27 protein-coding genes are annotated in these 24177 nt (G+C 61.3%); 3 read left to right on the top strand and 24 right to left on the bottom strand.

What is annotated here, in order from left to right; translation table 11 throughout:
* Position 1 precedes the first annotated feature (1 nt).
* The 15 genes from ACWNC0_RS06055 to ACWNC0_RS06125 all read right to left on the bottom strand — a co-directional run bounded on the left by ACWNC0_RS06055 (position 2) and on the right by ACWNC0_RS06125 (position 12539).
* Positions 2-1822 carry a type IV secretory system conjugative DNA transfer family protein gene (locus ACWNC0_RS06055; protein WP_449470322.1) on the bottom strand — a complete coding sequence of 607 codons (1821 nt, stop codon included), beginning with the start codon at positions 1820-1822 and terminating at the stop codon, positions 2-4.
* Positions 1794-2807, bottom strand: coding sequence for a P-type DNA transfer ATPase VirB11 (virB11, locus tag ACWNC0_RS06060; RefSeq protein ID WP_449470324.1), 1014 nt, complete (start codon positions 2805-2807; stop codon positions 1794-1796). The genes ACWNC0_RS06055 and virB11 overlap by 29 nt, the downstream gene beginning before the upstream one ends.
* Positions 2804-3985: a type IV secretion system protein VirB10 gene (gene virB10, locus ACWNC0_RS06065; protein WP_449470325.1), complete on the bottom strand. Its 1182-nt coding sequence runs from the start codon at positions 3983-3985 to the stop codon at positions 2804-2806. Before virB10 ends, virB11 begins: the two co-directional genes overlap by 4 nt.
* Complete coding sequence (gene virB9, locus ACWNC0_RS06070) at positions 3982-4827, bottom strand: P-type conjugative transfer protein VirB9 (RefSeq protein ID WP_449470326.1); 846 nt, start codon at positions 4825-4827, stop codon at positions 3982-3984. Before virB9 ends, virB10 begins: the two co-directional genes overlap by 4 nt.
* Entirely contained in the window at positions 4824-5516 is a 693-nt protein-coding gene (locus ACWNC0_RS06075) for a virB8 family protein (RefSeq protein ID WP_449470327.1), read from the bottom strand. Before ACWNC0_RS06075 ends, virB9 begins: the two co-directional genes overlap by 4 nt.
* Positions 5517-5518: 2 nt before the next feature.
* Positions 5519-5848: a hypothetical protein gene (locus ACWNC0_RS06080; RefSeq protein ID WP_449470328.1), complete on the bottom strand. Its 330-nt coding sequence runs from the start codon at positions 5846-5848 to the stop codon at positions 5519-5521.
* A 12-nt stretch (positions 5849-5860) separates the two neighbouring features.
* Positions 5861-6871, bottom strand: coding sequence for a type IV secretion system protein (locus ACWNC0_RS06085; protein ID WP_426387785.1), 1011 nt, complete (start codon positions 6869-6871; stop codon positions 5861-5863).
* 19 nt (positions 6872-6890) lie between these two features.
* Positions 6891-7199 carry a hypothetical protein gene (locus ACWNC0_RS06090; RefSeq protein ID WP_449470330.1) on the bottom strand — a complete coding sequence of 103 codons (309 nt, stop codon included), beginning with the start codon at positions 7197-7199 and terminating at the stop codon, positions 6891-6893.
* Positions 7199-7909 (bottom strand): type IV secretion system protein, encoded by a 711-nt coding sequence (locus tag ACWNC0_RS06095; RefSeq protein WP_449470332.1) that lies wholly within the window; start codon positions 7907-7909, stop codon positions 7199-7201. The genes ACWNC0_RS06090 and ACWNC0_RS06095 overlap by 1 nt, the downstream gene beginning before the upstream one ends.
* A gap of 11 nt (positions 7910-7920) precedes the next feature.
* Entirely contained in the window at positions 7921-10311 is a 2391-nt protein-coding gene (locus ACWNC0_RS06100; protein ID WP_449470333.1) for a VirB4 family type IV secretion/conjugal transfer ATPase, read from the bottom strand.
* Positions 10304-10660: a type IV secretion system protein VirB3 gene (locus ACWNC0_RS06105; RefSeq protein ID WP_449470335.1), complete on the bottom strand. Its 357-nt coding sequence runs from the start codon at positions 10658-10660 to the stop codon at positions 10304-10306. Before ACWNC0_RS06105 ends, ACWNC0_RS06100 begins: the two co-directional genes overlap by 8 nt.
* 45 nt (positions 10661-10705) lie before the next feature.
* The gene (locus tag ACWNC0_RS06110) at positions 10706-11083 is read right to left on the bottom strand and encodes a TrbC/VirB2 family protein (RefSeq protein WP_449470337.1); all 378 of its coding nucleotides are present in this window, start codon (positions 11081-11083) and stop codon (positions 10706-10708) included.
* A 15-nt stretch (positions 11084-11098) separates the two neighbouring features.
* Positions 11099-11764, bottom strand: a complete 666-nt coding sequence (locus tag ACWNC0_RS06115; protein ID WP_449470339.1) for a lytic transglycosylase domain-containing protein — start codon at positions 11762-11764, stop codon at positions 11099-11101.
* A complete protein-coding gene (locus ACWNC0_RS06120; protein WP_449470340.1) occupies positions 11764-12141 on the bottom strand; it encodes a hypothetical protein in 378 nt (125 codons plus the stop codon). The genes ACWNC0_RS06115 and ACWNC0_RS06120 overlap by 1 nt, the downstream gene beginning before the upstream one ends.
* Positions 12142-12248: 107 nt before the next feature.
* Positions 12249-12539 carry a hypothetical protein gene (locus tag ACWNC0_RS06125; protein ID WP_449470341.1) on the bottom strand — a complete coding sequence of 97 codons (291 nt, stop codon included), beginning with the start codon at positions 12537-12539 and terminating at the stop codon, positions 12249-12251.
* Between the two features lie 87 nt (positions 12540-12626).
* Here ACWNC0_RS06125 and ACWNC0_RS06130 point away from each other — a divergent pair, with 87 nt between their 5' ends.
* Together ACWNC0_RS06130 and ACWNC0_RS06135 are read left to right on the top strand one after the other, a co-directional pair.
* Entirely contained in the window at positions 12627-13511 is an 885-nt protein-coding gene (locus ACWNC0_RS06130) for a DUF7146 domain-containing protein (RefSeq protein WP_449470342.1), read from the top strand.
* On the top strand, positions 13508-14101 hold the full coding sequence (locus ACWNC0_RS06135) for a thermonuclease family protein (protein ID WP_449470343.1): 594 nt from the start codon (positions 13508-13510) through the stop codon (positions 14099-14101). Before ACWNC0_RS06130 ends, ACWNC0_RS06135 begins: the two co-directional genes overlap by 4 nt.
* 28 nt (positions 14102-14129) lie before the next feature.
* Here ACWNC0_RS06135 and ACWNC0_RS06140 read toward each other — a convergent pair whose 3' ends face one another.
* From ACWNC0_RS06140 to ACWNC0_RS06150, 3 genes are all read right to left on the bottom strand, one after another.
* Entirely contained in the window at positions 14130-14660 is a 531-nt protein-coding gene (locus ACWNC0_RS06140; protein WP_449470344.1) for a hypothetical protein, read from the bottom strand.
* 485 nt (positions 14661-15145) lie between these two features.
* Positions 15146-15487 carry a glycine zipper domain-containing protein gene (locus ACWNC0_RS06145; RefSeq protein WP_449470346.1) on the bottom strand — a complete coding sequence of 114 codons (342 nt, stop codon included), beginning with the start codon at positions 15485-15487 and terminating at the stop codon, positions 15146-15148.
* Between the two features lie 406 nt (positions 15488-15893).
* On the bottom strand, positions 15894-16808 hold the full coding sequence (locus ACWNC0_RS06150) for a GGDEF domain-containing protein (protein ID WP_449470347.1): 915 nt from the start codon (positions 16806-16808) through the stop codon (positions 15894-15896).
* 103 nt (positions 16809-16911) lie between these two features.
* Here ACWNC0_RS06150 and ACWNC0_RS06155 point away from each other — a divergent pair, with 103 nt between their 5' ends.
* A complete protein-coding gene (locus tag ACWNC0_RS06155; RefSeq protein WP_449470349.1) occupies positions 16912-17160 on the top strand; it encodes a helix-turn-helix domain-containing protein in 249 nt (82 codons plus the stop codon).
* 94 nt (positions 17161-17254) lie between these two features.
* On the opposite strand, the gene ACWNC0_RS06160 is transcribed toward ACWNC0_RS06155, so the two are convergent.
* The 6 genes from ACWNC0_RS06160 to ACWNC0_RS06185 all read right to left on the bottom strand — a co-directional run bounded on the left by ACWNC0_RS06160 (position 17255) and on the right by ACWNC0_RS06185 (position 24174).
* The gene (locus ACWNC0_RS06160) at positions 17255-20515 is read right to left on the bottom strand and encodes an error-prone DNA polymerase (protein WP_449470351.1); all 3261 of its coding nucleotides are present in this window, start codon (positions 20513-20515) and stop codon (positions 17255-17257) included.
* Positions 20515-22341 carry a DUF6504 family protein gene (locus ACWNC0_RS06165; protein ID WP_449470352.1) on the bottom strand — a complete coding sequence of 609 codons (1827 nt, stop codon included), beginning with the start codon at positions 22339-22341 and terminating at the stop codon, positions 20515-20517. The genes ACWNC0_RS06160 and ACWNC0_RS06165 overlap by 1 nt, the downstream gene beginning before the upstream one ends.
* Positions 22241-23035, bottom strand: coding sequence for an ImuA family protein (locus ACWNC0_RS06170; RefSeq protein WP_449470353.1), 795 nt, complete (start codon positions 23033-23035; stop codon positions 22241-22243). The genes ACWNC0_RS06165 and ACWNC0_RS06170 overlap by 101 nt, the downstream gene beginning before the upstream one ends.
* Positions 23036-23133: 98 nt before the next feature.
* Positions 23134-23253: a DUF1810 family protein gene (locus ACWNC0_RS06175; RefSeq protein ID WP_449470521.1), complete on the bottom strand. Its 120-nt coding sequence runs from the start codon at positions 23251-23253 to the stop codon at positions 23134-23136.
* Positions 23198-23557, bottom strand: a complete 360-nt coding sequence (locus tag ACWNC0_RS06180) for a DUF1810 domain-containing protein (RefSeq protein ID WP_449470355.1) — start codon at positions 23555-23557, stop codon at positions 23198-23200. The genes ACWNC0_RS06175 and ACWNC0_RS06180 overlap by 56 nt, the downstream gene beginning before the upstream one ends.
* On the bottom strand, positions 23557-24174 hold the full coding sequence (locus tag ACWNC0_RS06185; protein WP_449470357.1) for an SOS response-associated peptidase family protein: 618 nt from the start codon (positions 24172-24174) through the stop codon (positions 23557-23559). Before ACWNC0_RS06185 ends, ACWNC0_RS06180 begins: the two co-directional genes overlap by 1 nt.
* Positions 24175-24177: the final 3 nt, after the last annotated feature.

Raw genomic sequence — 24177 nt, forward strand, 5'->3', positions numbered from 1 at the left:
TTCATCGCTCCTGTTCAATTATGCCCACGGTACCGTGGCCGCGTTGGTCTGTTTCGACGTCGATCAGCATGTCGGGGAAATCCGATATGATGACGCAGTCCATTGCGAAGGTGTGAGGGTCGGGGTTGGCCAGCTGACCGGTGTCGGGCAGAACGCAGGGCGGCAGCTCCTCGTCATCCTGAACAGGCCTGACGAGCGGCTCGACCAAGGGTGCCGGCACGAGACGCCGCGTGAAGCGCGCGTCAGAAAAGTAGCGGATCTTGTCCCCGCGAATGGGCGGCATACCTCCGCGGAGCAAAAGCAGTTCGTCGGCAGGGAATTGCATCAGCTCCTGGGGCAGCAGGAGCGCACGACGATGGTCCGACATGGATTTGGACCGATTGGCAAGAATGCCATGGATGGTCAGCGATCGGGTAACGGATTCCTGACCAACATAGCCGATGCGCTCTGACAGCTCATTGGCGACCCTGAGCTCCTTGGGCGTGAAAGCGACCTCCACGCCGCAGTTCGCCACAATCTCGTCGGCCACATGCTCGCCGTACACAGCACGAAGCTGCGAGCGCGACTGAATCACCGGCAACAAGCGGATTCCATAGCCGGCAACATAGGAAAAGGCGTTCGCGATCACTTGCGCCCGGCCAAGGCGGGCAAATTCGTCGAGCAGCACCAGCACCTGGATTGGGGTTTGCGCGTCGGGAAGGTCGCGCACGTTAAGATCGATCAGCTGCTGGAACAGCAGGTTGTAAAGCGGCGCCACCCTGTCCAGCTCGTCAGGGGAGACACCAAGATAGATCGACATGGGGTCCATCCGCAGTGCGCGAAGGTCAAATTCGCTTGTTTCAGTGGCGGCATCGACGCGAGGGTTGAGCCAAAGACTGAGCTTGGACGTTACGGTCTGGACGATGCCGGCGAAGGTGTTTTCGGCGCCTGAGGTGAAATCGGCAAGCGCATTGCGGCATCCGGTCGATAGCCGCAGCGCGGGATCCTCAAGCGCGCTACGGAAATAACCGCGCGTATCCCCGGTCGTCATCAGGCGATAAATGGCCCCGATGGTAAAGGGCTTGTCGGACTGCGCCAGATAGGCACCGACCCCGACAAAGGCCGTGCGCGCGGAATCGGTCCAGAAGGGCTCGCCGCGCTCGGGCGGAACAAACAGCATTGTGGCAATCTTCTGCAGCTCGATGATCACCTGGTCGGGATCGACCCTGTCGATATAGGATAGCGGATTATAGCGTGCGGTCCGACCTTCCGGGTCGGTCGGGTTGAAGAGGTAGACCGTCTGCCCATGTTTCGTGCGGAAACCGGCCGTCGCCTCGAAATTCTCACGCTTCACGTCGAGGACGACGACCGAGCCGGGCCAGCTCAACAGATTGGGGATGACGATGCCGACGCCTTTGCCCGACCGGGTCGGTGCCTCCACGATGCAATGCTCATTGCCCTTAAAGATCAGATAGCGGCCGGCCTTCTTGCCCAGCACAATACCCTCATCGCCGCGGAAGCCATGACGGCGGATTTCGCTTTCCCTGGCAAAACGTGCTGCGCCATGCAGCGGCGGCTTGCGGGTGACGAACCAGGTGAGGAGCAGGCCGGCCAGCAGTGACCCGGCCGCCAGCCCGCCGAGCAAAGCTTGCCGAACGACGGGATCGCCGCGATAATACCAGAAGAAGCGTGGCATCTGCAGCGGATCATAGGCTGTTGCCGGCAGGCCCAATATGAACCAGGCGACGATGGACCCAGTGAGCAGCAGCAGGAGCAGAGCGATCGGCGTGCCGATCGCCAGCGCCAAGCCGCGATTAGGCTGCGTGCCGCCCGGCGGGGTCATAATAGATCTCCGTCACACGAAACGTGCCTTGTACCTTCTTCATCTGAACCACCACATCGACCAGGATCTTCAGCAGCGAGCGAATATCGTCGCGCGCGAGATCGGCGCCGCCTTCGCTCTCTTTCACCAACAGGGTCAGCTGATCGAACGCCAGTTCGGCAGAGGCGGCGTGGATGGTCGTGATGGATCCAGGATGGCCGCTGTTCACATTGCGCAGGTAGAAGAAAGCGGTCCCGTCCCGCAGTTCCTGCAGAAGAATGCGATCGGGCCGCATTCGCAAGGCGCTTTCCAGCAGCTCCTTGGCGGTGACCTTGGCCGTGCCCTGGCCATCCTTGCTATAGGTCATATGGACCACATTGCGGTGAGGCACGACCAACTCGCGGGTGTCCTCGATTGTCAGCAGCCGCTCCTCTTCGGGAATGAGCTGGATCAGCCCTTTGGCAAAGGTGGTTTTGCCCGAACCGGTTGCCCCGGAAATGAGGATGTTGAGCCGACTGCGCACGGCCAGTTCGAAAAATGCGCTGTGCTGTTCGTCTTGCAGCAGCGCGAGCAGGCGATCCTCCGTTTCGCTCCTGCCTTTCGCCGCGACTTTGGTGTCGGTGAAAAGGCCGTCGGCCTCGAAGTCGGCCAAGCTCAGCGTCTTGGTGGAGGGTTTGCGGATGGTGATCGACACCGTTCCGTCCGGGGCGACCGGCGGAGCGACGATCTGAACACGCTCACCGGTCGGAAAGACAGTCGAGCAGATCGGGGTCTCGCGAGTCACATCCTGCGAGGTGAAGGCGGCAGCGGCTGTCGCCAATATGTTGAGGCGGGGAAGGGTGAGTTCCTCCTCAAAGCCCCAAGTCCATCCACCCCGGCGCTCAACCGCCACCTCCAGCGGCTGGTTGATGACGACCTCTGTCACCTCGTCATCGTCGAGATATTTGCGTAAGGGCGCGATCGCATCATCAAGGATGGCGGTGTTTCGGAAGGGGGCGATGCTCATCGCAGCGCTAGTCCATAGACTTGCGAGAAGTCGAAATCCTGCGCCACGGTGATGGACAGGTCCGTACCCTGAGGAACCCGCAGCACCGGCTTGATCTGCTGCGTGTCCTGAAGGATCGTCGAGGCGGAATCCGAGGGTAGCTGGGTCACATTGCTACCCGAACGACCTACTGCGGTCGATGCAACCGTGGACGCATCATCCAAGATGCTGAACAGCAAGGCCGAGCCGAACCGGTCCCAGAAGAAGCGATCGACCTTGCCGCCGACGCCGGCCCGGCCAAGACTGTCGGAGGCAGGCGAGGCGATGTCGATGGAGACGCCGCGCGGCGTGACGGCACGGCTCCACATGGCAAACAGACGATATTGCCCGCGATTGAGGCCGCCCTGATATTCGCCCAACACGCGCGTGCCTTTCTCCATCAGCACGACGCGGCCATTATCCGAGTAAATGTCGCGGGGAACGATGCAGGTGGCATAGCCTGGAACACTGCTATCCATGGCGGTCTGCAGCGTGCAGGGGATGATGCTGCCGGCGGTGACAAGATAATTGCGATCGCCGATCATGCGGGCGCTGGTTCGCCCCACTGCCGAGGTGCGCTTTAGGGCATCGAGCGGCGTCGCGCTGTTGGCTGCGCTTTGTAATTCGCCTTGCTGGGGCATCTCATCGGGAGGCATGCCGAAACTGCGGCCAAGCTGCTGACCCGAAGTGCCATTATAGGCGATTAGCGTTGAACGGCGGGCAGAGTCCCGCAGTTCCTGGGCTTCTGCTGCGCGGCGCTGGGCCGCGGTCATCGTTGAGCCTTGCGGGTTGCTGCCGCCCATTCCGGCGCCGGCGATGGCAGGCACCTGCTCGCCGGTGAGGTGTACGGGCGCGTTGGGATCATTGGGAGCGTTCTGAAGGGTAGGGGCGATCACCGTTTCTGGATCATAAGCCACGTCGGGAGCAGGCGGTTTGGCCTTGATCTGCGGCATCTTGTCATTGCCGCCGATGCCCGCTGCGACGGTGAGGGCAGCGAAAAGGAGCGATCCCCCCAAGGCACCTACGACGATCATCTTCTTCGTGTCCCACTGCACGCTTTTGAGGGACGGGATACGATTGGGGCGGTCGACCGCAGGGGCCTCTCGATCGATCTCATTGATGTCGGGCGTCGCATCGACGTCGAACCGCTTGTCGTTCACTTCTCGTCCTCCGTCCTGCGCTGGATCACTTCAGACGCGGTGTCCGTCTTGGGATCGCGGCCGTAGAAGCTGGGATTGTCGTTATAGATGCAGAGCACCACCTTACCCCGGCGCAGCCGCAACTGACGGAACACCCCATGGATGACGACGAACTCGTCGCGCACATCGAAGGAGGCGGTCGCTTCGCTGCCGTCGGGGTTGATTGTGAAGATCGCGGGGATCTCGCGCTGGTTGGGAAAGCGCAGCACGGTGAACTGACCATTGTCCGTCACTTCCGACGGTTGAATCTCAGATGATCCTTGCACGGTGTAGGCAAGGTTCCGCTTGCCCTCTAGCACACCAAGATCAAGAGCGGTCTTGATCGCACCATTTTGCTGGGCCAGTACCTGCGCCAATTTTTGGCGTGCCACGGCTTCGCGGCGGGCTGCGGCTTCCTGTTCTGGATAGCGCATGCGGACCTTGAAAAAGGTTTGCGCGCCCCGTGCGTTCGCGACCGCCGAGAGCGCAAAAGTATAGTTGCGCTTCTGTCCGGCATAATCAGTGACGACGATGAGGTTGGTGCCACCAGCCCTCTCACGCGGCTTGATGAAGAGCGAGTTTTCGGCCGGAGCAACCTCCCAGGACACAGTATCGCCCATAGCGACGAACTTGATGGTTTCGCCTTGCGCAAACTCGATCTGGGTCGCGATGCGGAAGGCACTGCGAATGGCGATCACGTTCTGATCGCTATAATTGACCTCGCGCACGCGATGGTCGGCGAGAACTGGGCGCGGCGTGCTTTCCGCGCTGGCCGTGCAGGGCGTGACCAGAATGGCTGCGGCGAGCAGGATGCTGGGTTTCATTTTCCGCTCACCTCCACATCTGCGCGATAGGATTTGACCTGGAAACCCAGCGGATTGGCATAACGGCCAGCCTCGGATTCCGGCTTGGACATCACATCGAAGGTGATGGTTGCTATCGCAGGCGTTTCGGTCGCCTGTGCATCACCTTCGAGGCGCTTGGTGAAACGGACCTGCGCGACGCTGGGCGAAATGAAGGATACCGCCCTCACCGACACGAAGACGGTGTCGCCGGCCGTCAGCTGGTTTTGCGGTGAATCCGGATTGTCTTTCTTGTAGAAGGCGATCCAGCGATGCTGTTCTTCAGGCGCGGATAGCGCCAGAACCTGATTGAAATATTCCTGCCGAGCCTGCGGTATCCAGCCTTCGCGTGCTCGCACATAGTTTGCGAGGAAATATTTGCGGACCGCTTCATCATAGGTGATCGACTTGTCGCCGCGAAGCTGCTGTGTCACCTCGGTCGCCCCCGTCGAGCGATCGACCGTGACCACATAAGGCACGACCGTTTTGAGGGGTGATAGCATTGCGACCGAACCGATCCCCACCAGCGCGATCACGCTTGCGGCACCGGCGACGATCCATGCCAAGCGCCTGGACCGGTTTGCGGCAACGAACCGCTCACGGTCCCAGCTTTGCGCTTCAGCGAAATAGGATTTGAGATCCTCGGCGCTATCTTTGACTCCGATGGCCATGGTCAGCAACTCGCATAGACGGGCTGTGGCCGCCCATCGTGAACAGGGGTGGGGGACGCGGCGCTGATCGGCGGGACATTGCTGTCGTCGGTCGTCGATCCGCTGGCGCTCGGCGATAACGATGACGGGAACAGTTGTGTCGGCTTGGCCGTGGATGCAGCGCCTCCCGCTGCGCGCGATGGGAGGGTAGGGAGGACAGTTCCATAGGGATTGGCAGGGCGCTTTGCCTGTCCGTTGCAGCGCGGAACCTTGGCTTCCTTCGCCGCGAAAGCGACCGTCGGGCAAGAGAGGGAGAATAGCGCGGCAAGGGCGATAGTTTTTCTGATGTGCATGGCGTGGTTCTCCTATCGCGTCCGGGTGAGCGTTCCGCCCCGGCCACCATTGCCGCTGCCGCCAAGCCGGCGGGCACTGTCGCCGGTCATGCGCATACCCTGCATGGGAATGCTCGCCATGGTGCGACCAGCGGCGGGGACGAAGTTAGCGGTGACCGCGTTGGCAAACTGCGCTGCCAATGCCGGTCCGCCGCCGCCCAAGCCGGACGCCAGGCCTGGGATTTGCAGGAAGAAGAAAAAGCCGAGCACGTAGAAGGACAGGGCCTTCATTGCTGCAATCAGAACTTCGTCTCCGTCGGATATCGAATTTATGAACGTATCGGTCGTCTGCGAGATGAAGAGGGTCACCAGCAGGGCGAAAACCACCAGCATGACGTAGCTGATCGCGGAGCCGAGCCACGAGAAGAACCAACCGCGCGTGGAATCGAATAGCAGTGCAGCAACAAAGAGCGGCCCCACAACTGCGAGGAGGGCAAGGGCAAAAAGAGCGAACGCGCAGATCGTGAAGCCGAGCGCACATGACAGGAGAGCAACGAGGAGGATCGTCAAATTTGCGAAAGCGGCTAAGATGATCTCAACGAAGTTGTTGGGTAACCCGACCAGATTGACACCTGCTGCGTCAGTGTGGGCCTGAACGATTTCTTCTATTTTTGTAATCGCTCGGAATGCTCCTTGCAGAAGTGTGTCGAAATATCCCCCCAACCCATTTACGTCAGCGCCGCCGAGAGCATTGGCAAATTGTCCTGGAAGGCCGTTCATAGTGAACAGACCGATCGAGGCTCCGTAAAGAGAACTTACAGCCCAGCTGAGAGCCGCCAATTTCAGCGCACGGTAGACGAACTCACGGGCTGGATATTGCACAGCTCCGCGAAGGATCGCGCCACCCAGCAGAATGATGTAGATGGTAATGCCAACCCTGAGAGGACCGGAAATTATCCCAATCACAGACGAATACAGTCCGATGATCCCAGTCAGGGCTCCGTTTACTGCGTCCATCATGTTTTCAAAGATTGGGAAATTCATCTCTCAAAATCCGTTTGCGTTAAATGCCGATCTGCTTCTTCATGTTTTCCCGCTGCTTTGTCTGAAGATTGCGGTATCGCGCTGCGTTGGCATTGTTACAGTTTTCTGCGACAACGGGAGGCCAGCTCGAAACTGGCCGTTGGGAAGATTTCCATTTTTCGCACATTGCTTCCACCTCCCCAGCTTCCTTGGGATTTTCGGCAAGGTATTTAATTGAGCGAAGTGGCAGGTCTGACCTGAGATCGTCTCCAGTCTGCTGCTTTTCAGACGGCGTACAAGCCAGCAACGTCGTCACCGATAAAACTGTCAAAGCATTGGTGTATCGCATCAGTCTATGCCTGCCTGGGATTTGAGGTTCGCAAGTTGCTTTTGCCGTTGTGCTGTATAGCTTTGGTAGTCAGCTTCAGCCTTGGCACGACGTTGCAGGTCCACAGCTTGAAGGGCCATCATGTCGTTGGTCATTTGCGCCTGTTCCAGCTGAAGCCTTGCGCTCATGTCCGCGCGCTCTGCGGCGGAAGTGGCGCTGCCGAGCCGGGAACGGAGTTCTTCCAGCCCCTCGCGCCGGCTCGTAACTGAGTCCCCGACCGACCCTGCCAGGCCTGCGGTTACGGCCGCTCGCCGCGCACCCGTTTCATAGTTTGCCCGTATGTCAGATGACGCGTCCGGCGATAGCTGGTCCATCAATCCCTGAAACACGCTGTCGGACCGACCGCGCAGCCGCCCGATCACATTGAGGTCGCCGCTGGCATATCCGTCGAGGCTCGATGACGACACGTTGAGTTCGCGCATTGCGTCGGTCCTAAGGCTACCTGCAACGCTCCCGATGTCGGTTGCCTTGTTGATGTCGCGATACAGGTCTTGCGCTTGGCGAAGCTGGGCTGCGCCCTGCTTCAACATCGAGACGCCTTGCCGAACCTGCTCCAGTTGCTGGAAGAGGCTGCGCGTGTCCGTGACTGGAATGCCCTGCGCCTGCGCAGTGCCTGCAAAGGCGAGGAGCGATGCCCCAGCCAATAGATGCCTCAACCTGTAAGACGCCATAAAACTCTCCTTCAGCTTGCGCGCCGGCGCTGGTGGAAGATCGGAAGCCATGCAGATGGCTGAGGACCATGTTCGGCAATGACCTCGCATGCGAGAGCGGTGGTCTCCGCCCGGCCAGACAGCACCGCCAGCTCATTATCCAGGCCAGAAAGGTCCAGCTCGACGACAACCGAGTCATGGCCCTGCTTCACCAGGAATTTGCGCGATTCAGGCGACAGTTCCTCACGGATCAGGGCAAACTCCGCCTCCGTCATGGAGAAGCCATCAATATAGTCACGGCGCTGTCCGTTGGGGTTGGGCAGCATGATTTTGGTGGCCACCTGTTCCAATATGGAATGGCTGATGTCGCTTTTGAGCGCGTCGGCTGGCGACTGGGTGGCAAACACCATGAGTGCGTTGCGCTTACGGTATGTTTTAAGCCCGTCCTGTGCGAAGCTGCGGAAGGCACCGTCGCCCAGCGCCTTCCAGAATTCATCGATCACGATGATCGTGCGATCGCCGGTCAGCATCTTGTCGATGCGATGGAAGAGATAGAGCATCAGTGGCGTGCGAATGTCGCCGTTTTCGAGGAAATCGGTCATGTCGAAGCCGATGAATCGGGCGTCGAGCCGCATTTCATCCTCGTCATTGTCGAAGACCCAGCCCAGGGAACCGCGTGAGGTCCATTTCTCCAGCCGGGCTCCGACGCCGCTATCGTCGGCCATGCCTAGCATTGTTCGCAGCGCATCGAGCGAACGCGCGGCGGGCGGAAGCTTCATGACGGCGGCGATGCCCTCGTCGATCCGCCGTTCCTCGGCGACAGAGATTGGGCGCCCATCAACGCGCACCAGTTGCCGGATCCATAGCGACAGCCAGGCGCGATCCTCTGACGTGTCGGCAAGCGCCTTCAAGGGGGAAAAGCCGGTCGGCATGCCGTTGGCGAGCGTCAGATAGGTGCCGCCGCTCGCCGCCACGAAAATCTGCGCACCCCGATCCTTGTCGATGAAGATCTGGCGTGCGCCCGTTTTCTCGGCCTGTGCCATGAGGAAATTGACCAGCACGGTCTTGCCGCCGCCGGTCGGCCCAATCACCATCGTGTGACCGACATCGCGCTTGTGGAAGCTGAAGAAATAGGGGCTGCGCGCGCTGGTCTTGAGCAGCGCAATCGCGTCGCCCCAGTGGTTATTCTCCGCGCGCCCCGCCGGATAGGTGTGGAAGGGGGCGAAGGCAGCGAAATTGAGTGAGGTGATTGGCGCTGGCCGCGCGCGCCAGGCGAAATTGCCGACGAGCTGGCTCCAATAGGCCGCTTCCAGCGCCGCGCCTTCGCGGGCGGCGACCATGCCGGTGTCAGCAAGAGCGGCGCGGGCGATCGACATATGGTCGCGCAGCGCCTTGAGGCTATCGCCATAAACGGCCAGCGTGAAATGATGGTCGCCCAGCACGAAGCGATTGGACATGAGATCGTCTGCCGCATCGACCAGATCGTGCATCTGGCTGATCGCTCGATCGTCGGCATTCTCCATCTGCCGCTGGCGCAGGCGGAACCGCTCGGCCGCAGTCGCGCGCCCCAGGAAGGTGAAGGACTGGGTGAGGACAAAGCCGAAATCAACCGCGAGTAGTGCCTCGAACTGGCGGGGCGTCGTGTAGGCGGGATATTCTCGGATACCGAAAATGCCGCCGAAGGAACTGCGATCGGCATCACGCACTTCAACGGTCTCGCCGCCGAAGATGACACGCTGGCGATAGAGCGCACTCCCCAGATGGCCGCGAATGATAGGCACGCGGCGATGGCGGCCAGTCATTACCATCTCGGCAACCTCCAGCGGTTCGGAGAATTTGAGGCCACGATGCCCATAAATTGCAAGCCTGCGCGGCTCACATCGGGCCATCAGCTTCTCAAAATCATGGGCCTTGTCCTCCAGGAACTCGACAAGATCCTGATCCATCGCATCGGCATCCGCATTTGCTGCCGCCTTCGACCGGAAAAGCTGGATCAGCTTGTCCGCGCCGTGCGCTGCGGGCCGGACCAGCAGGGTCACGAAGAAGCGGTTGATGAACATCCGCTCGCGATTGATCCGCGCGAAATAGGCAGCATCGAGATCCTGCGCGAATTTCGAGCGAAAATTGCCGCCGGGATATTGCTCCACCCGCGCGCGCACCAAATGGGTCCAGATCGAAAGCCGGTCATCCGCCAGGTTGCGCAGCATGCCATTGAGCTTGCCATGCCAGTCATTCAGGTCGCGGACGTCAGCGGTTTCGAAGGCGCGGCCTTGAAGCTCGAAGCTCAGCATCATGGCGCCGGAATCGAGCATGACCATCTCGTCATTGACATGCCGGGCATAAGGCAAAAATTTTGTGGGCAGCACCTCTTTGAGGGCCACCTTCATCGGTACCTGTGCAGAAAGGCGGACCGGCTTATTCATGACGACCAAAGCCCTTTCGAGCGATGCCCTTCAGCGGCAGGGGCGTGTAGCTCGACCCGCCCCAGAAGACGCGATTGCGATTGGCAGCCTTGGTTCGGAAAAACAGGAACATCAGCCGAAAGGCATTGACGTCCTGCCGGACGACCAATCGGGCGAGCCCATAGCTGACGGTCGCCATCACCAGCGCATAAACGGGATTGTTGGTCCCGATCAGGACGATCGCTGACATAAGGAGGATGGGCACGGCTGCCTCGATCGGGATGCCTGCCCAGAGGGCGGGCCGAGTGAGGCCGAGGAACAGCGTGTCGCGTGCGATCTCTTCCCGTTCCTCTACCAACGAATCCTCCATCTTGCATGTCATGACCAGCCGGCGACTGGCCGGGCGGGCTCAGTGTCAGGCAGAACCTGCAATCTGGTCGACGATCCAGGGCGCCGAAAAGATGATGGCGATGCCGATGATCACGGTAACCAAGCCGCCCGTGTTCACCCGTCCCATAAGCCAACCCGCGCCAGCAATGATCACTGCGATAATGGCAAGCGCCCGCAGCAGACCGCTGCTGAGCAGCCCTAGGACATTGTTAGCGAAGCCCTCCAGATTGGCGGATTGGGCAAAGGCGGGATCAGGGGTGACCAATGCCACAACGCCCGCGACCGCCAAACCCGCCGCGATCGCCGCTATCTTCTGGTGTTCAGGCGACATCGCTGCGAGACGATGCTGGACGCTCGCGCGCAGGGACTGCGATGATGAGCGCAAGGTTGCCACAAGGTGCATTAACTCCTCCTGTTTCTAAAAAGCGGGCCGGCTTTCATAAGCGGCGCGCGCAAAGATATCCCATGTGGGGGGCGGCGCATGGGTTGCTGCCGCCTCCTCAGTCTTGCCGATATTCTCGGCGGCGAGATCGGCCAGCATCTTCCGCGGCAGCACAGCCGCTTCAGGCCTGGCGGACAATGGCGGTTCAGGACTATAGCTCACAGCGGCCACACCGCTGGATATGCCAGCGTTGTTCAGCACGCGGCCGACATAGCCATTGCGAAATCCACGGGTCTGCGACCCAGTATTGTACATCGAGAGCGCTACGCGCAGGGCCTCTTGCGGCAATCTTCCGCTGCTCACGCGGTGGTAGTTACCTGCCAAGACTTTGCCGGCCGCATTGATGTTGGTGCATGGATCGAAAACGCTTGCCCAGGAAAGGCCGAGCGCTGCCATGTTCCGCGAATTGATTTGGCCAAGACCAAGATCGACCGAATAGCCGCGGGCAATATAAGCGCGAGCGACTTTGGCGGCCGCTTCCGCGCTGGTTGGGCGCACAGGCTGGCGCGCCACGCCATTCACATTGAGCGCGAACTGATAACCCTTGCTCTCGGTGTGAACCACCGCGGCGATCGTGGAGGGAGCAACGCCGGGGGCGCATTGTGCAGCAATCCCCAAAATGGCAGCGGTCGTAAATTGCATCACTGCGCATGCCCCAAGGGCGCTGCGGCCTCAGCCTGCGCGACTTCAGCCTCGCTGGGAATGGCGTAGGTTGTGCGGCTGCCATTGGTCATGGTCATGATGACCCTGCCCGGCCGACCATTATCTGGCTTGATGTATCTGGCGGCCTTCACCCCTGCGGCACTACAGGTCGGGAACCCGCCGCCGAAAGCAAGCGAGCGTACCAGCTTGCGGATTGGCGGCACGCATTCAGAATATTGCATCAAGCCGCTGGGATTGCTGGCGCATAGAAGTACCTGGCAGGCCCAACTGCTATCGGCAGCTTTTGCAGGCGTGACGTGGCCGATAGCTGCAACCATCATCAGCGCAGCTACGGAATCGAACAAGCGATTTCGCATGATTTCACCTATAAAGTGAAAATGAGCTTAGATCGCAATCACTTGGCTGCCTAGCCCAGTTTCCGGACCAGTTTGGACCAAAGTCATGGGTTTATTGAGATTCGCTCTCAAAAACGCGACGGATCGTTCCACAGCGGCGATGGGTTGACCGAGATTAGGGCATGATGGTCATAGGAAAGAATGATATGCCTAATGGCAGATGAAACCTTTGAATATAAACGCAATTTCTTTTTATCATAGTGACCGACATGGTAAGCGGCTGCGCCGCGCCAGCTCGCCCGAACGTTGATGTACCACTTGCCGTCGCTGTCCCTTTGATGCAGCTGAACGTCGGTAAGCACACCTGCCACGGGGCGCAGGGAGGTCAGTTCTCGTTCGAGGATGAGTTCAAGTTCCATTTCTTCCCTGAAGTGATTTATACTTATTTCGCTGCTTTTGTATCTTCGTCGTTGGTGTAGGGTAGGGGGCAACTGGAAGGAGGTCCAGTGAGCGGACTCAAATCTGACGCTCTCACGCGCGATGCCGACCGCGTTGTTCGGCAGCTTGGAGGCAAGTGGCAGGGCGATTATGCCATGTGCCGCTGTCCCGCGCATGCTGATGGCGATCCCAGTCTTTCGGTCCGCGTGGGGACAAGAGCGGTGCTGTTCCATTGCTTTGCAGGCTGCACGTCCGACGCGATTATCGACGCTTTGCGCACGATCCCCGCCTTCGCTGGCCGCCATCACGATCCAGGGCGCCGGAGCAGCCAAGGGAAGGGCGACTTCAACAAGCTCGCCATGTCCCTGTGGCGATATGCCGATCCTTTTGCCGGCAGTCTTGCCGAGCACTATCTGCGCGGGCGGTCCATTTTACCTGATGGAATTACGGCGCGCTACGATCCGCAATGCCAATATGGAGCCGGCAAGGAAAAGCGCTTCGCGCCGGCGCTGCTGGTTCCTGTCGAGGAGGATGCCGGTGTTGTGGCGATCCATCGGACATTTTTGACGGCAGATGGAAGCGGTAAAGCCGCGATCTCGAAGCCTAAACGCTTGCTCGGGCATCCTGGTGGCGGCGCCGTGCGGTGGGGTGGCATCCCTAGCGATGGTGTGCTGCGGTTAGCGGAAGGGGTCGAAGATGCCGCGAGCGTGATGAACATGCTGGAGCCAGGCACGTTCGTTTGGCCAGTGCTCGGCATCGAGCGTTACCAGACTCTGTCCATAGCCGAGAGCGTCCACCAAATCATCATCTACAGCCAGCACGGGGCAGAGGCGGAACGGGCCGTTGCACGCGCCACGCCACATTTGACGGCCAATGGCCGTGAGTTGCTCGTCAAGCTGCCGCCCCATGACGGCGACTGGAACGATCTTCTTCGGGAGATTAGGGAGCGATGAAATTGCTGGCCACATTTCCGCAGCATCAGCGTGTGATGATCGCCATCATGTTCGGAGCCGTCTCGGTCTATGCGCTGGCAGCGCAGAAGGACCGGGTTGAACAGATCGCGTCATTGCGGCTCATCGACCCAAAGCCCAGAGTGGTTGACGGCGATACGCTCGATGTGAGCGGATCCCGGGTGAGGATAGTCGGGGTCGATGCCCCGGATGAAGATCGACCCGCGCTCAAAGCCGTATCAACGCTCGCCCTCAAAGCCCTGGTTGCGCGAGATAGTGGTTTGGAATGTGCCCGCAGCCTCTATGATTTCACCGTGGTGCAGGGGGGAAGTTGCGGCGGTCGGGCGACCAGTTTCGGAAGACTGAATCTCTCCTGCCGTTTCAGGGCGAACAAGGCGAGCGTCGCGGCGACCATGGTGGCGCAGGGTTATGCGGTGGATTATCGCCGCTATTCAGGGGGAGCCTATGTCAAGCTGATGCAGGAAGCAGCGCGCCAACGGCGGGGTCTATGGGCTCAGGACTTTGATGCCATGCGCCAATTGGCCGTCACGCGAGCGCAGCTTCCGCGCGACGGCTGTTCGGGTCGAGTATAGATGACGTCGGCGAACAACAGCCCCACCGTTACCGACTGCGACCTTTATCCCGTGGTGCAGGCGCAGGGTTCTGCGTCTTGCGCGAAACGGCACCGCTTTCCACCCCTTTGCCGATTGGAGAGCCGGTTTCAGGGCCTGAGCTCTCGGACATGCCCTGTTCCAACGCCCGAATGCCGCGCTGAACCAGCGCAGGTTGCTGGCTTTTAAGACGCGTGCTCAAGGCGGCTCCAATTTCGCGCACGCGCTCGAGCGGCGTCTGCTGCGCTGTAATAACGGCGTCGACGTCGCGTTGCCCCAGCTGCCTGAGCAACTGCGTCTGATAGACCGGGCCGCGGCTGTGTTCCAGGTAAGTCAGTTCCGCCCGTGCATATGTTATCTGGCTCTCTGGAGCGCCTTGCTTCATGAGCTTGTCGATTCGGCCTGCCGCCTCCGCGCGAGCCGAAGGCAGATAATTTTCCAGTTCCTGACCAACCTTGTTGAGGGACAGGCGGTAACGCTGACCGGTCGGGGGGTCGCGCGGAGGGAGGAAGGCGATGCCCTCCGGTTCGGAGGGTGCCACTACACCCCAGCCACGACAAGGGACCAGCAGGCTGGCATCAACGCAGCTTTAACTAGGCAGACAGAGAGGCGCCTCGGGAAGTTGGGCGCCACTGCGACAGACGTGGCCGTCCCTCCCGCTTTAGATAGGGGCGAATGGACCGTTAGGTCCTGGAGGGAGGGGATACGACTGGCTTGCGGCATGGCTAATTTCTTGGCCAGAGGCCTTATCCGAGGCGACGCGGGCTGACAATCTGAGAAGGTTGACCAATTGTCTCGGAAGATTTGTCATTCCGCAGGCGACTACCGCTCAAGGAAACGCATCCTTAGCCAGGCCAACATTGCTTGTCAGGAAGCAGCGCTGCACGGGCTCGGACATTGGGCCTCTGCCTATCCGTCGGCCGTCGCCGCGATCATTGACCAATATTTAGACGCCGACGCGGGCAGGCGTGCTGACCTTAGCGCTTATGCACGCTCTGCCCGCTGTGGCTGTGTCCAGTAAACGGGTCAGCAGCGGCGCTTGCTGTCAATCTCCTTGCCGATCAGCGCGCCCGCGCCACCACCGATGATGGTGCCGGGTAAGCGGTCGCCGCGCGTAGCTACCGCCCGGCCAAGTAACGCGCCGGCGGCCGCCCCAACCAGCAGGCCAGTGGTGCCGCTGGTCTTGCAATCGCGGCGCACATAGCGCGGCCGGTCATCGCGATAGTAGCGGCGATCGTAATAGCCGTCGCGGTCATGGTGCTTGTGCCACCCGCGATGCCGTCCGTTATCCGCCATCGCGACTGATGGGATCGCCCCAAACAGCGTCGCCGCGAAGGAAAGGGCCAGCGTGAATTTTTTGAACCCCATGACAGTCTCCCTGATTGTTATGGGGCTTTGGCCTGTTCACCTTGGCCGTTTCCTGAATGGCCGATTTAGCTCCCGTTCAGGTGGCGCTTGTCGATCGACCTACTGACAAGTCGGGCAACTGATCCGGCCGCTCGCAGGGGCTTGGGATGTAGAGGTGGCCGTAGCAGGATCAGGCACGACCTGCGCACCGGCGGAGATTGGTAGCGGCGCAGGTTGAACCGAAAATCGGTAATGCTCTTAGCCTAAGTTTCCGGCATTGGATCCGTAGGGCTCGTTGGCGGATGCCTGATCGTGTCAATTGCCGCCTGCAATCGGGCGGCGGCAATGTCCTCTCCAGCTGCATCCAAGAGAATGATTGCTTCGTTCATAAGCTTAATCGCGCGCTGGGCGAGGGCCTGTGTGTCCGTCATAGATCACCCGTCAGAGCAGAGATCGCGCGCTGCGTCGCTATGGCGTCGGTTGGCTGATCCCCGGCCGTGACGATTTCGACAGCATTTTTGCCAGCTGCCTTAGCCCGATACAGCGCCTGGTCGGCAGCATGCATCAATTCGCTGCAGTTCCGCGGGACATTTGAAGGGATCAGCAACGCTCCCATAGTACAGGTCACCGAGTATCGCCCGCGGCAAAGCACTGCAGAGAGGCGATCGTGAACGCTGTAGGCGAAATGCGATCCTTCGGCGATCGTTGGCACTCGCACCAACAGAGAAAATTCATCCCCTCCGATGCGCCCTACAAGATCTTCGCGGCGCATAAGAGCCGAAATGCCTTCGGCAAAATTCCGTATCACCTCATCGCCCGCTCGGTGTCCACCCATGCTATTAACGGACCGGAAATCGTCCAGGTCGAGGACGATGAGGAGCAGAATTTGGCGAGTGTGCGCCGCATCCCGGATTACTTTGCGCGCGCGGCTGTGGAAGACCTCCTTATTGAGTGTTCGCGTCATCGGATCATGATGGGCGTGAAACAGTTCTCGGTCGTAGGAGCGTCGGAAGCTATTGATGGTGGCGGCAAGGAATAGGAATGCCGCAACCCGGATAACAACCGCCAGGGCGAGAGCGCTTAATTCTGTCGGAGGAATGAGCGATGAGCTGACGCTGAGGAGCGCAGAGGTCGCGGCAACCAAATAGCCTTCTCGAACGCCAAGACCCCAGCAGGCGCCACAGATCACCGGGATGTAGGCGGTTGCGAAACCAGCGGATGGCAACCTGAAATCAAGCCATGCAACAAGTGAGGTCGCAGCCAGAATCGCAAACCACACCTGCTCTCGTGACAGGGCTTCGAGATATGCGGCCAGTCGGCCGACAGGCAGGTGGCTGTTCATGCGCAAATCTCACTTCGCTTGGTAGACTCTTAATAGCCGGGCCGGGTGAATTGATGCTTAAAACCCGTCGCCTTATAATCATCTATCAGGTGAATTGTGAAGTGTGAAACGCAACCACCCTGGACGGCTCCGTGACATTGTCGCGGCCAATGTTCGCCGGTTCCGAAAGGATATCGGTACGAGCCAGCAGGATTTTGCCTACGACATCGAAATGGACAGGTCCTATTTCGGCGCGGTTGAGCGCGGCGAGCGGAATGTCTCGATCGACAACCTTGAGAGAATAGCAGAAGGGCTCAACATAAAGCCGTTTCTCCTATTGGTTGATCCGGACTGCCCTTCGGAAAACGATTGAAAGATTCAGCGGTTGGTGGGCTGAATTTGTAATATCAAACATCTATTCCTCACGATAAACATCTGTGTCTTGACGGTAATTGTTTCATCGAGAGTCAGTGAAAATCATGGCTGCGGATGGGGAGGATTTGCTCTGGCTCGACAGCAGCCATGAACGGCGGTGACGACAAAGTGCGACCGCTGGGAAATTCAGGATCGCGAGGATCAGGTCCGCCGCCATGGCTGGCGCCATCGCCGCGCCCTGGGACTACGCTGAAGTCCGTGCGCCCGACCGAGCGGAGCATCGCGTCATGATCGGTGATCCGGTCGCAGATGATGTGGACGACCTCACCCTCTTTTTGCAGCTTGCCCCGCATGGCGATCATCGACGCTGACATCACCTGCCGCCGGTAGATGTCGAACTTGCTCGGCCAGAGAATGCCCTGCGCCACACCGCTTTCATCTTCGATCGTGACAAAGAGCACGCCCTTGGCCGACCCTGGACGTTGCCGCACCAGGATGACACCCGCAACCTCGACATTGCGCCCGTCGCGGATCGACCGAAGATCAGCGCACCGCACGATGTTCATGGCGTGAAGCTGCGACCGTAGACAGCTCAGTGGGTGCGCGCGCAGCGATAGCTGGAGCGAGCGATAATCCTCCACCACCTCGCGCCCTTCGGTCATCGGCCGCAGCGCTACGTGAGCCTCAAAACCTTCGGCCGAGAATTTCCCCTCCCGCTCGTCAGCCGCCGCAAAGAGGGGGAGGGGGGCTTCGCCAAGGCCCTTGACCTTCCACAGACCTTGCCGCCGGTCCTGCGCGATGCAGGCAAAGGCATCTGCTTCGGCAAGGCGTTCGATCGCGACGCGCGGCACACGTGCGCGGCGCCAGACCTCTTCAACGCTTTGGAATGGCGCTGGACCACGCGCGGCGACGATCGCCGCGCCATGAAGATTAGCAAGGCCGCGCACCTGCCGGAAGCCAAGCCGCACCGCCTTGTAGCGGCCACGCGCTGGTTCCAGCGTGCAGTCCCAGTGGCTGTGGTTGATCGAGACCGGCCGTACCTCCACGCTATGTTGGCGGGCATCGCGCACGATCTGCGCCGGGGCGTAAAAACCCATGGGCTGGGCGTTCAACAACGCGGCGCAGAAGACATCGGGATGATGATGCTTCATCCAGGAGGAGGCATAGGCGATCTTGGCAAAGCTCGCCGCATGGCTCTCGGGGAAACCATAGCTGCCAAAACCCTCAATCTGCTTGAAGGTGCGTTCGGCAAAGTCCTTCGGGTAGCCGCGCGAGACCATGCCATTGACCAGCTTGTCGTAAAAATGGCTGACCCCGCCCGTCAGCTTGAACGTCGCCATCGCGCGGCGCAGCTGGTCGGCCTCGGCGGGCGTGAACCCCGCGCCGACGATCGCCACCTTCATCGCCTGCTCCTGGAAGAGCGGCACGCCCAGCGTCTTCTTGAGCACGGCTTTCAGTTCCTCCTTGGGATATTCCGGTACTTCCTTGCCTTCCCGGCGGCGTAGATAGGGATGGACCATGTCACCCTGAATTGGACCCGGCCGAACGATCGCCACTTCGATGACCAGATCGTAAAACTCTTTCGGTTTGATCCGCGGCAGCATCGACATCTGCGCGCGGCTCTCGATCTGGAAGACGCCCAGCGTGTCAGCACGCTGGATCATCGCATAGACGGCGGGATCATCCTCCTGGAGATCGGCCAAGCCGATCCCGATGCCCTTATGCTCGTCGAGCAGATTGAAGGCGCGGTTCATGCAGCCGAGCATGCCGAGGCCCAGCACATCGACCTTCATGAACTTGAGGGCATCGATATCATCCTTGTCCCATTCGATGATCTGCCGGTCTTCCATCCGCGCGGGCTCGATCGGCACCAGGTCATCCAGCCGGTCCTGGGTCAGCACGAACCCGCCGGGATGCTGCGAGAGATGGCGCGGCGTGCCGATCAGCTGGCGCGACAGCTCCAGCGTGAGCTTCAGCCGATGATCATCGGCATTCAAATTGAGGCTCTCAATCTGCTCCCGGGATATTCCGTCCATCGACCAGCCCCAGACAAGGCCGGTCAGCATCTTGGTGAGATCTCGCGGCAGGCCCAGTGCCTTGCCGACCTCGGCCACCGCGCCCCGCGTACGGTAGCGGGTGACCACCGCGGTCAGCGCCGAGCGGGTGCGGCCATAGGTCTCATAGATCCACTGGATGATTTCCTCACGCCGCTCATGTTCGAAATCTACATCGATGTCCGGCGGCTCCTTGCGTTCGCCTGAGACGAAACGCTCGAACAGCAACTCATGCTTGATGGGATCGATCGAGGTGATGCCGAGCATGAAGCAGACACAGCTGTTCGCCGCCGAGCCGCGCCCTTGGCAGAGAATGCCGCGCCGTCGGCTCTCCGCGACGATCGCATGGACGGTCAGGAAATAGGGCGCATAGCCCAGCTGATCGATCAGCCGCAGCTCGTGCGCGATTTGCTTGCGATAGGCCTCGGGCAGACCATCGGGAAACATCTTGGCGGCAGCTTCGCTCGTTAGCGCCGCCAGCGCCTCCTGCGCGGTGCGGCCTTCCATCACCTGTTCATAGGGATATTGATACCGGATTTCGCCCAGATCAAACCGGCACGCAGCGGCGATGTCAGCGCTGGCCTGGATCGCGTCAGGAAAGGCGGCGAAGCGCCGTTCCATCTCCTCCGGCGATTTCAAGTTGCGGTCCATGTAACGCTCGCGCCTGAAGCCGAGCTCATCGATCGTGGTCCCCGCGCGGATCGCAGTCATGACGTCCTGCAGTGGCCGCGCTTCGGGCGTGTGATAGAGGATTTCCCCCGTAGCGACACTGCGCACGCCCGCCTGACGCGCCATGGCATCAAGCCCGTGGAGACGGGCAAGATCGTCCGGGCGGCGACGGAAGGACAGCGCCATATAGGCGCGGCGGCCAAAGACATTTCCCAAATCGGAGAGGTTGGCGAGCGTCTGGCTGTCAGGCAGGTCCAGCACCAGGATGGCGATCAGACCCTCGGCATGGTTCACAACATCAGCCCAGTCGAGCAGGCAGCAGCCTTTGCCGCCGCGTGCCTTGCCGAGCGAGAGCAGGCGGGTCAGGCGCGACCAGGCGGGCCGGTCGGTCGGATAGAGCAGCAAGGCGCGGCCGTCGGTGAGATCTACGCGCGTGCCCGCTATCATCCGGACCTGGGTCGCCTTCTGCGCCTCCCATCCGCGCACTACGCCCGCCACGCTGCCGCAGTCAGCAAGGCCAAGTGCCTTGTGGCCAAGCAAGGCAGCGGCCGAGAACAGCTGCTCGGGCGAGGAAGCGCCGCGCAGGAAGGAGAAGTGGCTGGTCACCTGCAGCTCGACATAGCGGGCCATCAGCCGAACATCCCGTGCATGTACCAGCTCAAGTCGCCGGTCTGCTCATTTACGCCATCGCCGCGGCGAAACAGCCAGAAGCGCTCACCACCTTGCGTCTCCACCCGGAAATAGTCCCGCACGGCCCAGAGCTCCTTGTCATTGCGCCACCACTCGCCGTGGATCCGCTCCGGGCCATCGCCCGCGACCACGCGGTAGGCGGTGCCGCGCCAGGTGAAGCGGCGCGGCGGATGATCGGGGAGCAGCGCCACCACATGGGAGAGCAGTTCCGGCCGTTTCAGCATGCGCACCGGCCGCTTCCATGCCGGCCAGCCTGAAGGTTTTGCCAGCGCCTCGACCCGCTGAACGGCGCGCTCGGGGACATCGCTCTCTTGGGACGACAGGCGGAACGGCGCGTCGGGCTCAATCCTTCCGGCGAGCTGATCAATCAGAGGTGCAATGTCCGGCGGCCTGTCGCTGGTGCCAAGACCAGCCTCCAGCGTCTGCGCTTTAAGTGCCTCGACGCGCGGCGCGGTCAGGCTCATCGCTTCTATGCCAAGCCGTGGATCAATCCGCTCGACCCGCATACCAAGCATGCGCTTTAAATGCTTGGGCTCTCGCGTCGCGCGCGACGTACCGATCGCCACATGCTGCTCGCTGCCATCAACGATTTGGCAGGTGAGATGGGCGGCTCGCAGCCCGAGACCTCTCTCCTGAAGCTGGACTACAAGATCATCGACCAGATCGCCGATGACCTGGGTGATGGCTTCAGCCGTGCCGATCGGTTCAAGCAGCTGCCGCTCCACCCGCGGTGCTTCGAACGGCACGACCGGGACGATCGGCTCAGCAACCAACCCGCGCGCCTGATCGAGGCGGCGGACGGTGGCCAGCCCGAGGCGCTTGGCCAGAGGCGCGCGCGGCATCGGGTAGAGATCCGCGATCCGCTCCAGCCCAAAACGGGCGGCGGACGCCAACGCCTCAGGCTCAAGCCGCAGCGCTGCGAGCGGCAGGTCCGCAATCGCCTCGGCTTCAGCGCCGGGCGGCAGCCGCGTGATGGCTTGGCCGCTATAGCGCGCCAGTGCATGGGCAGCGCCCGGCGTGCCCGCGACAGCGATGCTGGCGGTAAAGCCCAGCCGCTCAAGGAAGCGCAGCAGACGTTTGCAGAAACGCGCCTCGCCGCCGAACAAGTGGGTGGTGCCGGTAAGGTCCAGCCAAACGCCATCGCTCCCCGATAGGCAGGCGGTTGGCGTCCAATGGCTGACCGCATGGAGCGCGAGCCGGTCGAGCCAGGCGCGATCGGCGTCGGGATCGGCGTCTCGCACATCGAGGTCGGTCACCAGCGCCCGGGCATGAGCGGCCGCCATGCCGGGACGCAGGCATAATCCTAGCGCCACCGGGCAGGCGGCGGTTACCACATCGCGCTGTCCCGTCCGGGAAGCCAAGATCGTCGGCTTACCCCACAAGCTCTTCCAGCTGAGCGCTGGCGCCAAGCAAACGCTGGCGCCGCCTTCATCGGCCGGCATGGCCCTGAATGGATGTTCGGCCGCCTCGCTGCGGCGCCCCATCTCGCGCATGGTCGGGCGCTGGTGGGCAGGCAGTGCGTCTATCTCGCTTTGGCTTGGCCGTTGCCCGTCCTCCCGTGCCCAGCGCGCACCCGGCCGCCACCCGCCGCCGCGGGGCACCGAGCAGGCTCCAGGACTGTCGTCGATGGGCGCGGCAAAGCGAGGAGCCAGCGACGTCGCGGCCTCAGGCCGCCTGACTGGCCGCTCCAGCTGCGCCAGGCGCTCGACCCGGCGGAGCCGTTCGATCGCGAGCTGGGGCAGGTAGAGCGAGGCGACCCTGGGCATCGCACGCATCCAGTTCGAGGGAAAAGGGATTGCCGTTCCGCTGGCGGACCAGCTCGACCGACCAGCGCCCGCGTCCGACTCCGGGGTGGGGAAGGGGGGGCGAAGGCACACAGCCAATCCGCCAGCGGGTCATGGCGGCCGACAGCCCGCTCAACGGGCAGTGGTCGCGGGCGCGGTGGCGGCGGTACAGCAGCATCGGCGTCTTTCCGTCGGAAGCGGCCAGCTGAAGCCGACGGGTCGCTGTCTGGTCAGCCGACTTCACCTCGGCGACAACGCAGGCGAGCGACCCATCGCGCAGCGCATCCTCCGCCATGGCGAGCACCGCGCTGTCGCTTGTGCCTTGGGCGTAGAGGAGCTTGTCTGGACCAAGTCCCACCTGTTGAAGCCCCGGTGCATAGAGGTCGAACCTGGTGACGGCCCAGAAGACGGTGAAACCCTGTTTGGACGCGAAGCGCGCCGCTATGCCAGCGACGAACAGCGTGGACGCCGCATCATCATTGAGCGTCGGGCAAGCTGCCGCGACCTCGTGCAATGCCGCGCCATCCAGCCCGCCCTCGGCAAGCCGCTCATCAAGCGCGGCTATGCCGAAGGGCAGGGCAGGCCCGCGTTCGCCGCGCGCCTGCGCCAGCTCAGCCAGCAGGGCAGCAAGTGGCGCGGTCCGGCGCGGTTCAGAGGAGGAAGCAAGGCAGGCCATGGGATCATATCGACTCAGATGTTCCCTTTATGTTCCAGCGCGACAAGATTCGTCAAGCGGGTTGAATCCTGTTTTTACGGGCCTTGTTCTTGCACCGCTCAGCGCGCCAGCATGTGCTGGGTTGCAGTATCCCGCTCTCCGTTGAACCAGCGATCAAGCGCGTCAGCAAACAGCGGATCGGGCGCCGCCCCTTCGAACAGGGTGAGGGATGAGCGCAGCTTCATCGCATCGATGCCGCCGAACACGGCAACCGGATCCTTGGCCTGCCAGCTGCTGCAGTGCTTCGACACATTCGCGATAGCGAGGGCCGAGCAGGTCGTGATCGAGATAGGCACGCGCTTCGTCAAGCGAAGCAATCCCGTAATAATGTGCGGTCGGGCTTTGCCCTAAACCACGCAGCTGCGGGAAGACAAACCACATCCAGTGCGAGCGCTTCGCTCCAGCGCGGATCTCGGCCAGAGCGGTTGCGTAGCTGTTCGCCTGGGCCTCGACGAAGCGGGCGAGGGTGGCATCGTTGGTCATCAGATCAGTGCTCCCTGGGCTGGCGGAGTGCCGTACACCTGGGTAACCGGCAGGCTGCCTTGCGGCAGCCAGCGCAGCATGTCAGCAGCAGGGACTGCCGGATCGAGCCAGTCGGCCCATCGATCGCGCGTCAAGGGGATGATCTGCCGGTGATGGTAGGGCGCGACATCAGGGCCTGCCTCCATGGTGAGCATGGTGAAGGCTTCGCCTTTGGGGCTCTCCCGCCAAATGCCCGCGATGCAGAACCAGCGGTGATTGGCCATGGTGAACAGCCATTTGTCGAGTCGCTTCTGCCTGGGCTCGACGGGATCAGTGAACTCGTAAAAGCCGTCGGCGAGGATGAGGCAGCGGTTGGAGGTAAACTCGCGTCCTTCCGAGCGGAAATTATAGACCGGCTTGCCCTTGGGACCTGGCCAGCTCCAACGCCGGTTGACCAGCTCGCCTGATCCGCGATCCCCCTCGATGGATCGGACGATCGGCGCAACATCGGTAATCTTGATGTCCTGCCGCGCGGGCACGTTGGGCTTGCCCTCGGGCATTGTGATCTTGATCTTCAGATCCTCGAAGTCCTCGGCGATCGAGGCGATATCGACCTCCAGTCTATAGTCGTTGCACATCGC

It is taken from the genome of Sphingobium chungangianum, from assembly GCF_977014255.1.

Bases quoted from the DNA above. Each gene is read 5' to 3' on its own strand.
- ACWNC0_RS06055 (WP_449470322.1), bottom strand. From the start codon at position 1,822: ATGACCCCGCCGGGCGGCACGCAGCCTAATCGCGGCTTGGCGCTGGCG.
- virB11 (WP_449470324.1), bottom strand. From the start codon at position 2,807: ATGAGCATCGCCCCCTTCCGAAACACCGCCATCCTTGATGATGCGATC.
- virB9 (WP_449470326.1), bottom strand. From the start codon at position 4,827: ATGAAACCCAGCATCCTGCTCGCCGCAGCCATTCTGGTCACGCCCTGC.
- ACWNC0_RS06075 (WP_449470327.1), bottom strand. From the start codon at position 5,516: ATGGCCATCGGAGTCAAAGATAGCGCCGAGGATCTCAAATCCTATTTC.
- ACWNC0_RS06080 (WP_449470328.1), bottom strand. From the start codon at position 5,848: ATGCACATCAGAAAAACTATCGCCCTTGCCGCGCTATTCTCCCTCTCT.
- ACWNC0_RS06085 (WP_426387785.1), bottom strand. From the start codon at position 6,871: ATGAATTTCCCAATCTTTGAAAACATGATGGACGCAGTAAACGGAGCC.
- ACWNC0_RS06090 (WP_449470330.1), bottom strand. From the start codon at position 7,199: ATGCGATACACCAATGCTTTGACAGTTTTATCGGTGACGACGTTGCTG.
- ACWNC0_RS06095 (WP_449470332.1), bottom strand. From the start codon at position 7,909: ATGGCGTCTTACAGGTTGAGGCATCTATTGGCTGGGGCATCGCTCCTC.
- ACWNC0_RS06100 (WP_449470333.1), bottom strand. From the start codon at position 10,311: ATGAATAAGCCGGTCCGCCTTTCTGCACAGGTACCGATGAAGGTGGCC.
- ACWNC0_RS06105 (WP_449470335.1), bottom strand. From the start codon at position 10,660: ATGGAGGATTCGTTGGTAGAGGAACGGGAAGAGATCGCACGCGACACG.
- ACWNC0_RS06110 (WP_449470337.1), bottom strand. From the start codon at position 11,083: ATGCACCTTGTGGCAACCTTGCGCTCATCATCGCAGTCCCTGCGCGCG.
- ACWNC0_RS06115 (WP_449470339.1), bottom strand. From the start codon at position 11,764: ATGCAATTTACGACCGCTGCCATTTTGGGGATTGCTGCACAATGCGCC.
- ACWNC0_RS06120 (WP_449470340.1), bottom strand. From the start codon at position 12,141: ATGCGAAATCGCTTGTTCGATTCCGTAGCTGCGCTGATGATGGTTGCA.
- ACWNC0_RS06125 (WP_449470341.1), bottom strand. From the start codon at position 12,539: ATGGAACTTGAACTCATCCTCGAACGAGAACTGACCTCCCTGCGCCCC.
- ACWNC0_RS06135 (WP_449470343.1), top strand. From the start codon at position 13,508: ATGAAATTGCTGGCCACATTTCCGCAGCATCAGCGTGTGATGATCGCC.
- ACWNC0_RS06145 (WP_449470346.1), bottom strand. From the start codon at position 15,487: ATGGGGTTCAAAAAATTCACGCTGGCCCTTTCCTTCGCGGCGACGCTG.
- ACWNC0_RS06150 (WP_449470347.1), bottom strand. From the start codon at position 16,808: ATGAACAGCCACCTGCCTGTCGGCCGACTGGCCGCATATCTCGAAGCC.
- ACWNC0_RS06160 (WP_449470351.1), bottom strand. From the start codon at position 20,515: ATGGCCCGCTATGTCGAGCTGCAGGTGACCAGCCACTTCTCCTTCCTG.
- ACWNC0_RS06165 (WP_449470352.1), bottom strand. From the start codon at position 22,341: ATGCCCAGGGTCGCCTCGCTCTACCTGCCCCAGCTCGCGATCGAACGG.
- ACWNC0_RS06170 (WP_449470353.1), bottom strand. From the start codon at position 23,035: ATGGCCTGCCTTGCTTCCTCCTCTGAACCGCGCCGGACCGCGCCACTT.
- ACWNC0_RS06180 (WP_449470355.1), bottom strand. From the start codon at position 23,557: ATGACCAACGATGCCACCCTCGCCCGCTTCGTCGAGGCCCAGGCGAAC.
- ACWNC0_RS06185 (WP_449470357.1), bottom strand. From the start codon at position 24,174: ATGTGCAACGACTATAGACTGGAGGTCGATATCGCCTCGATCGCCGAG.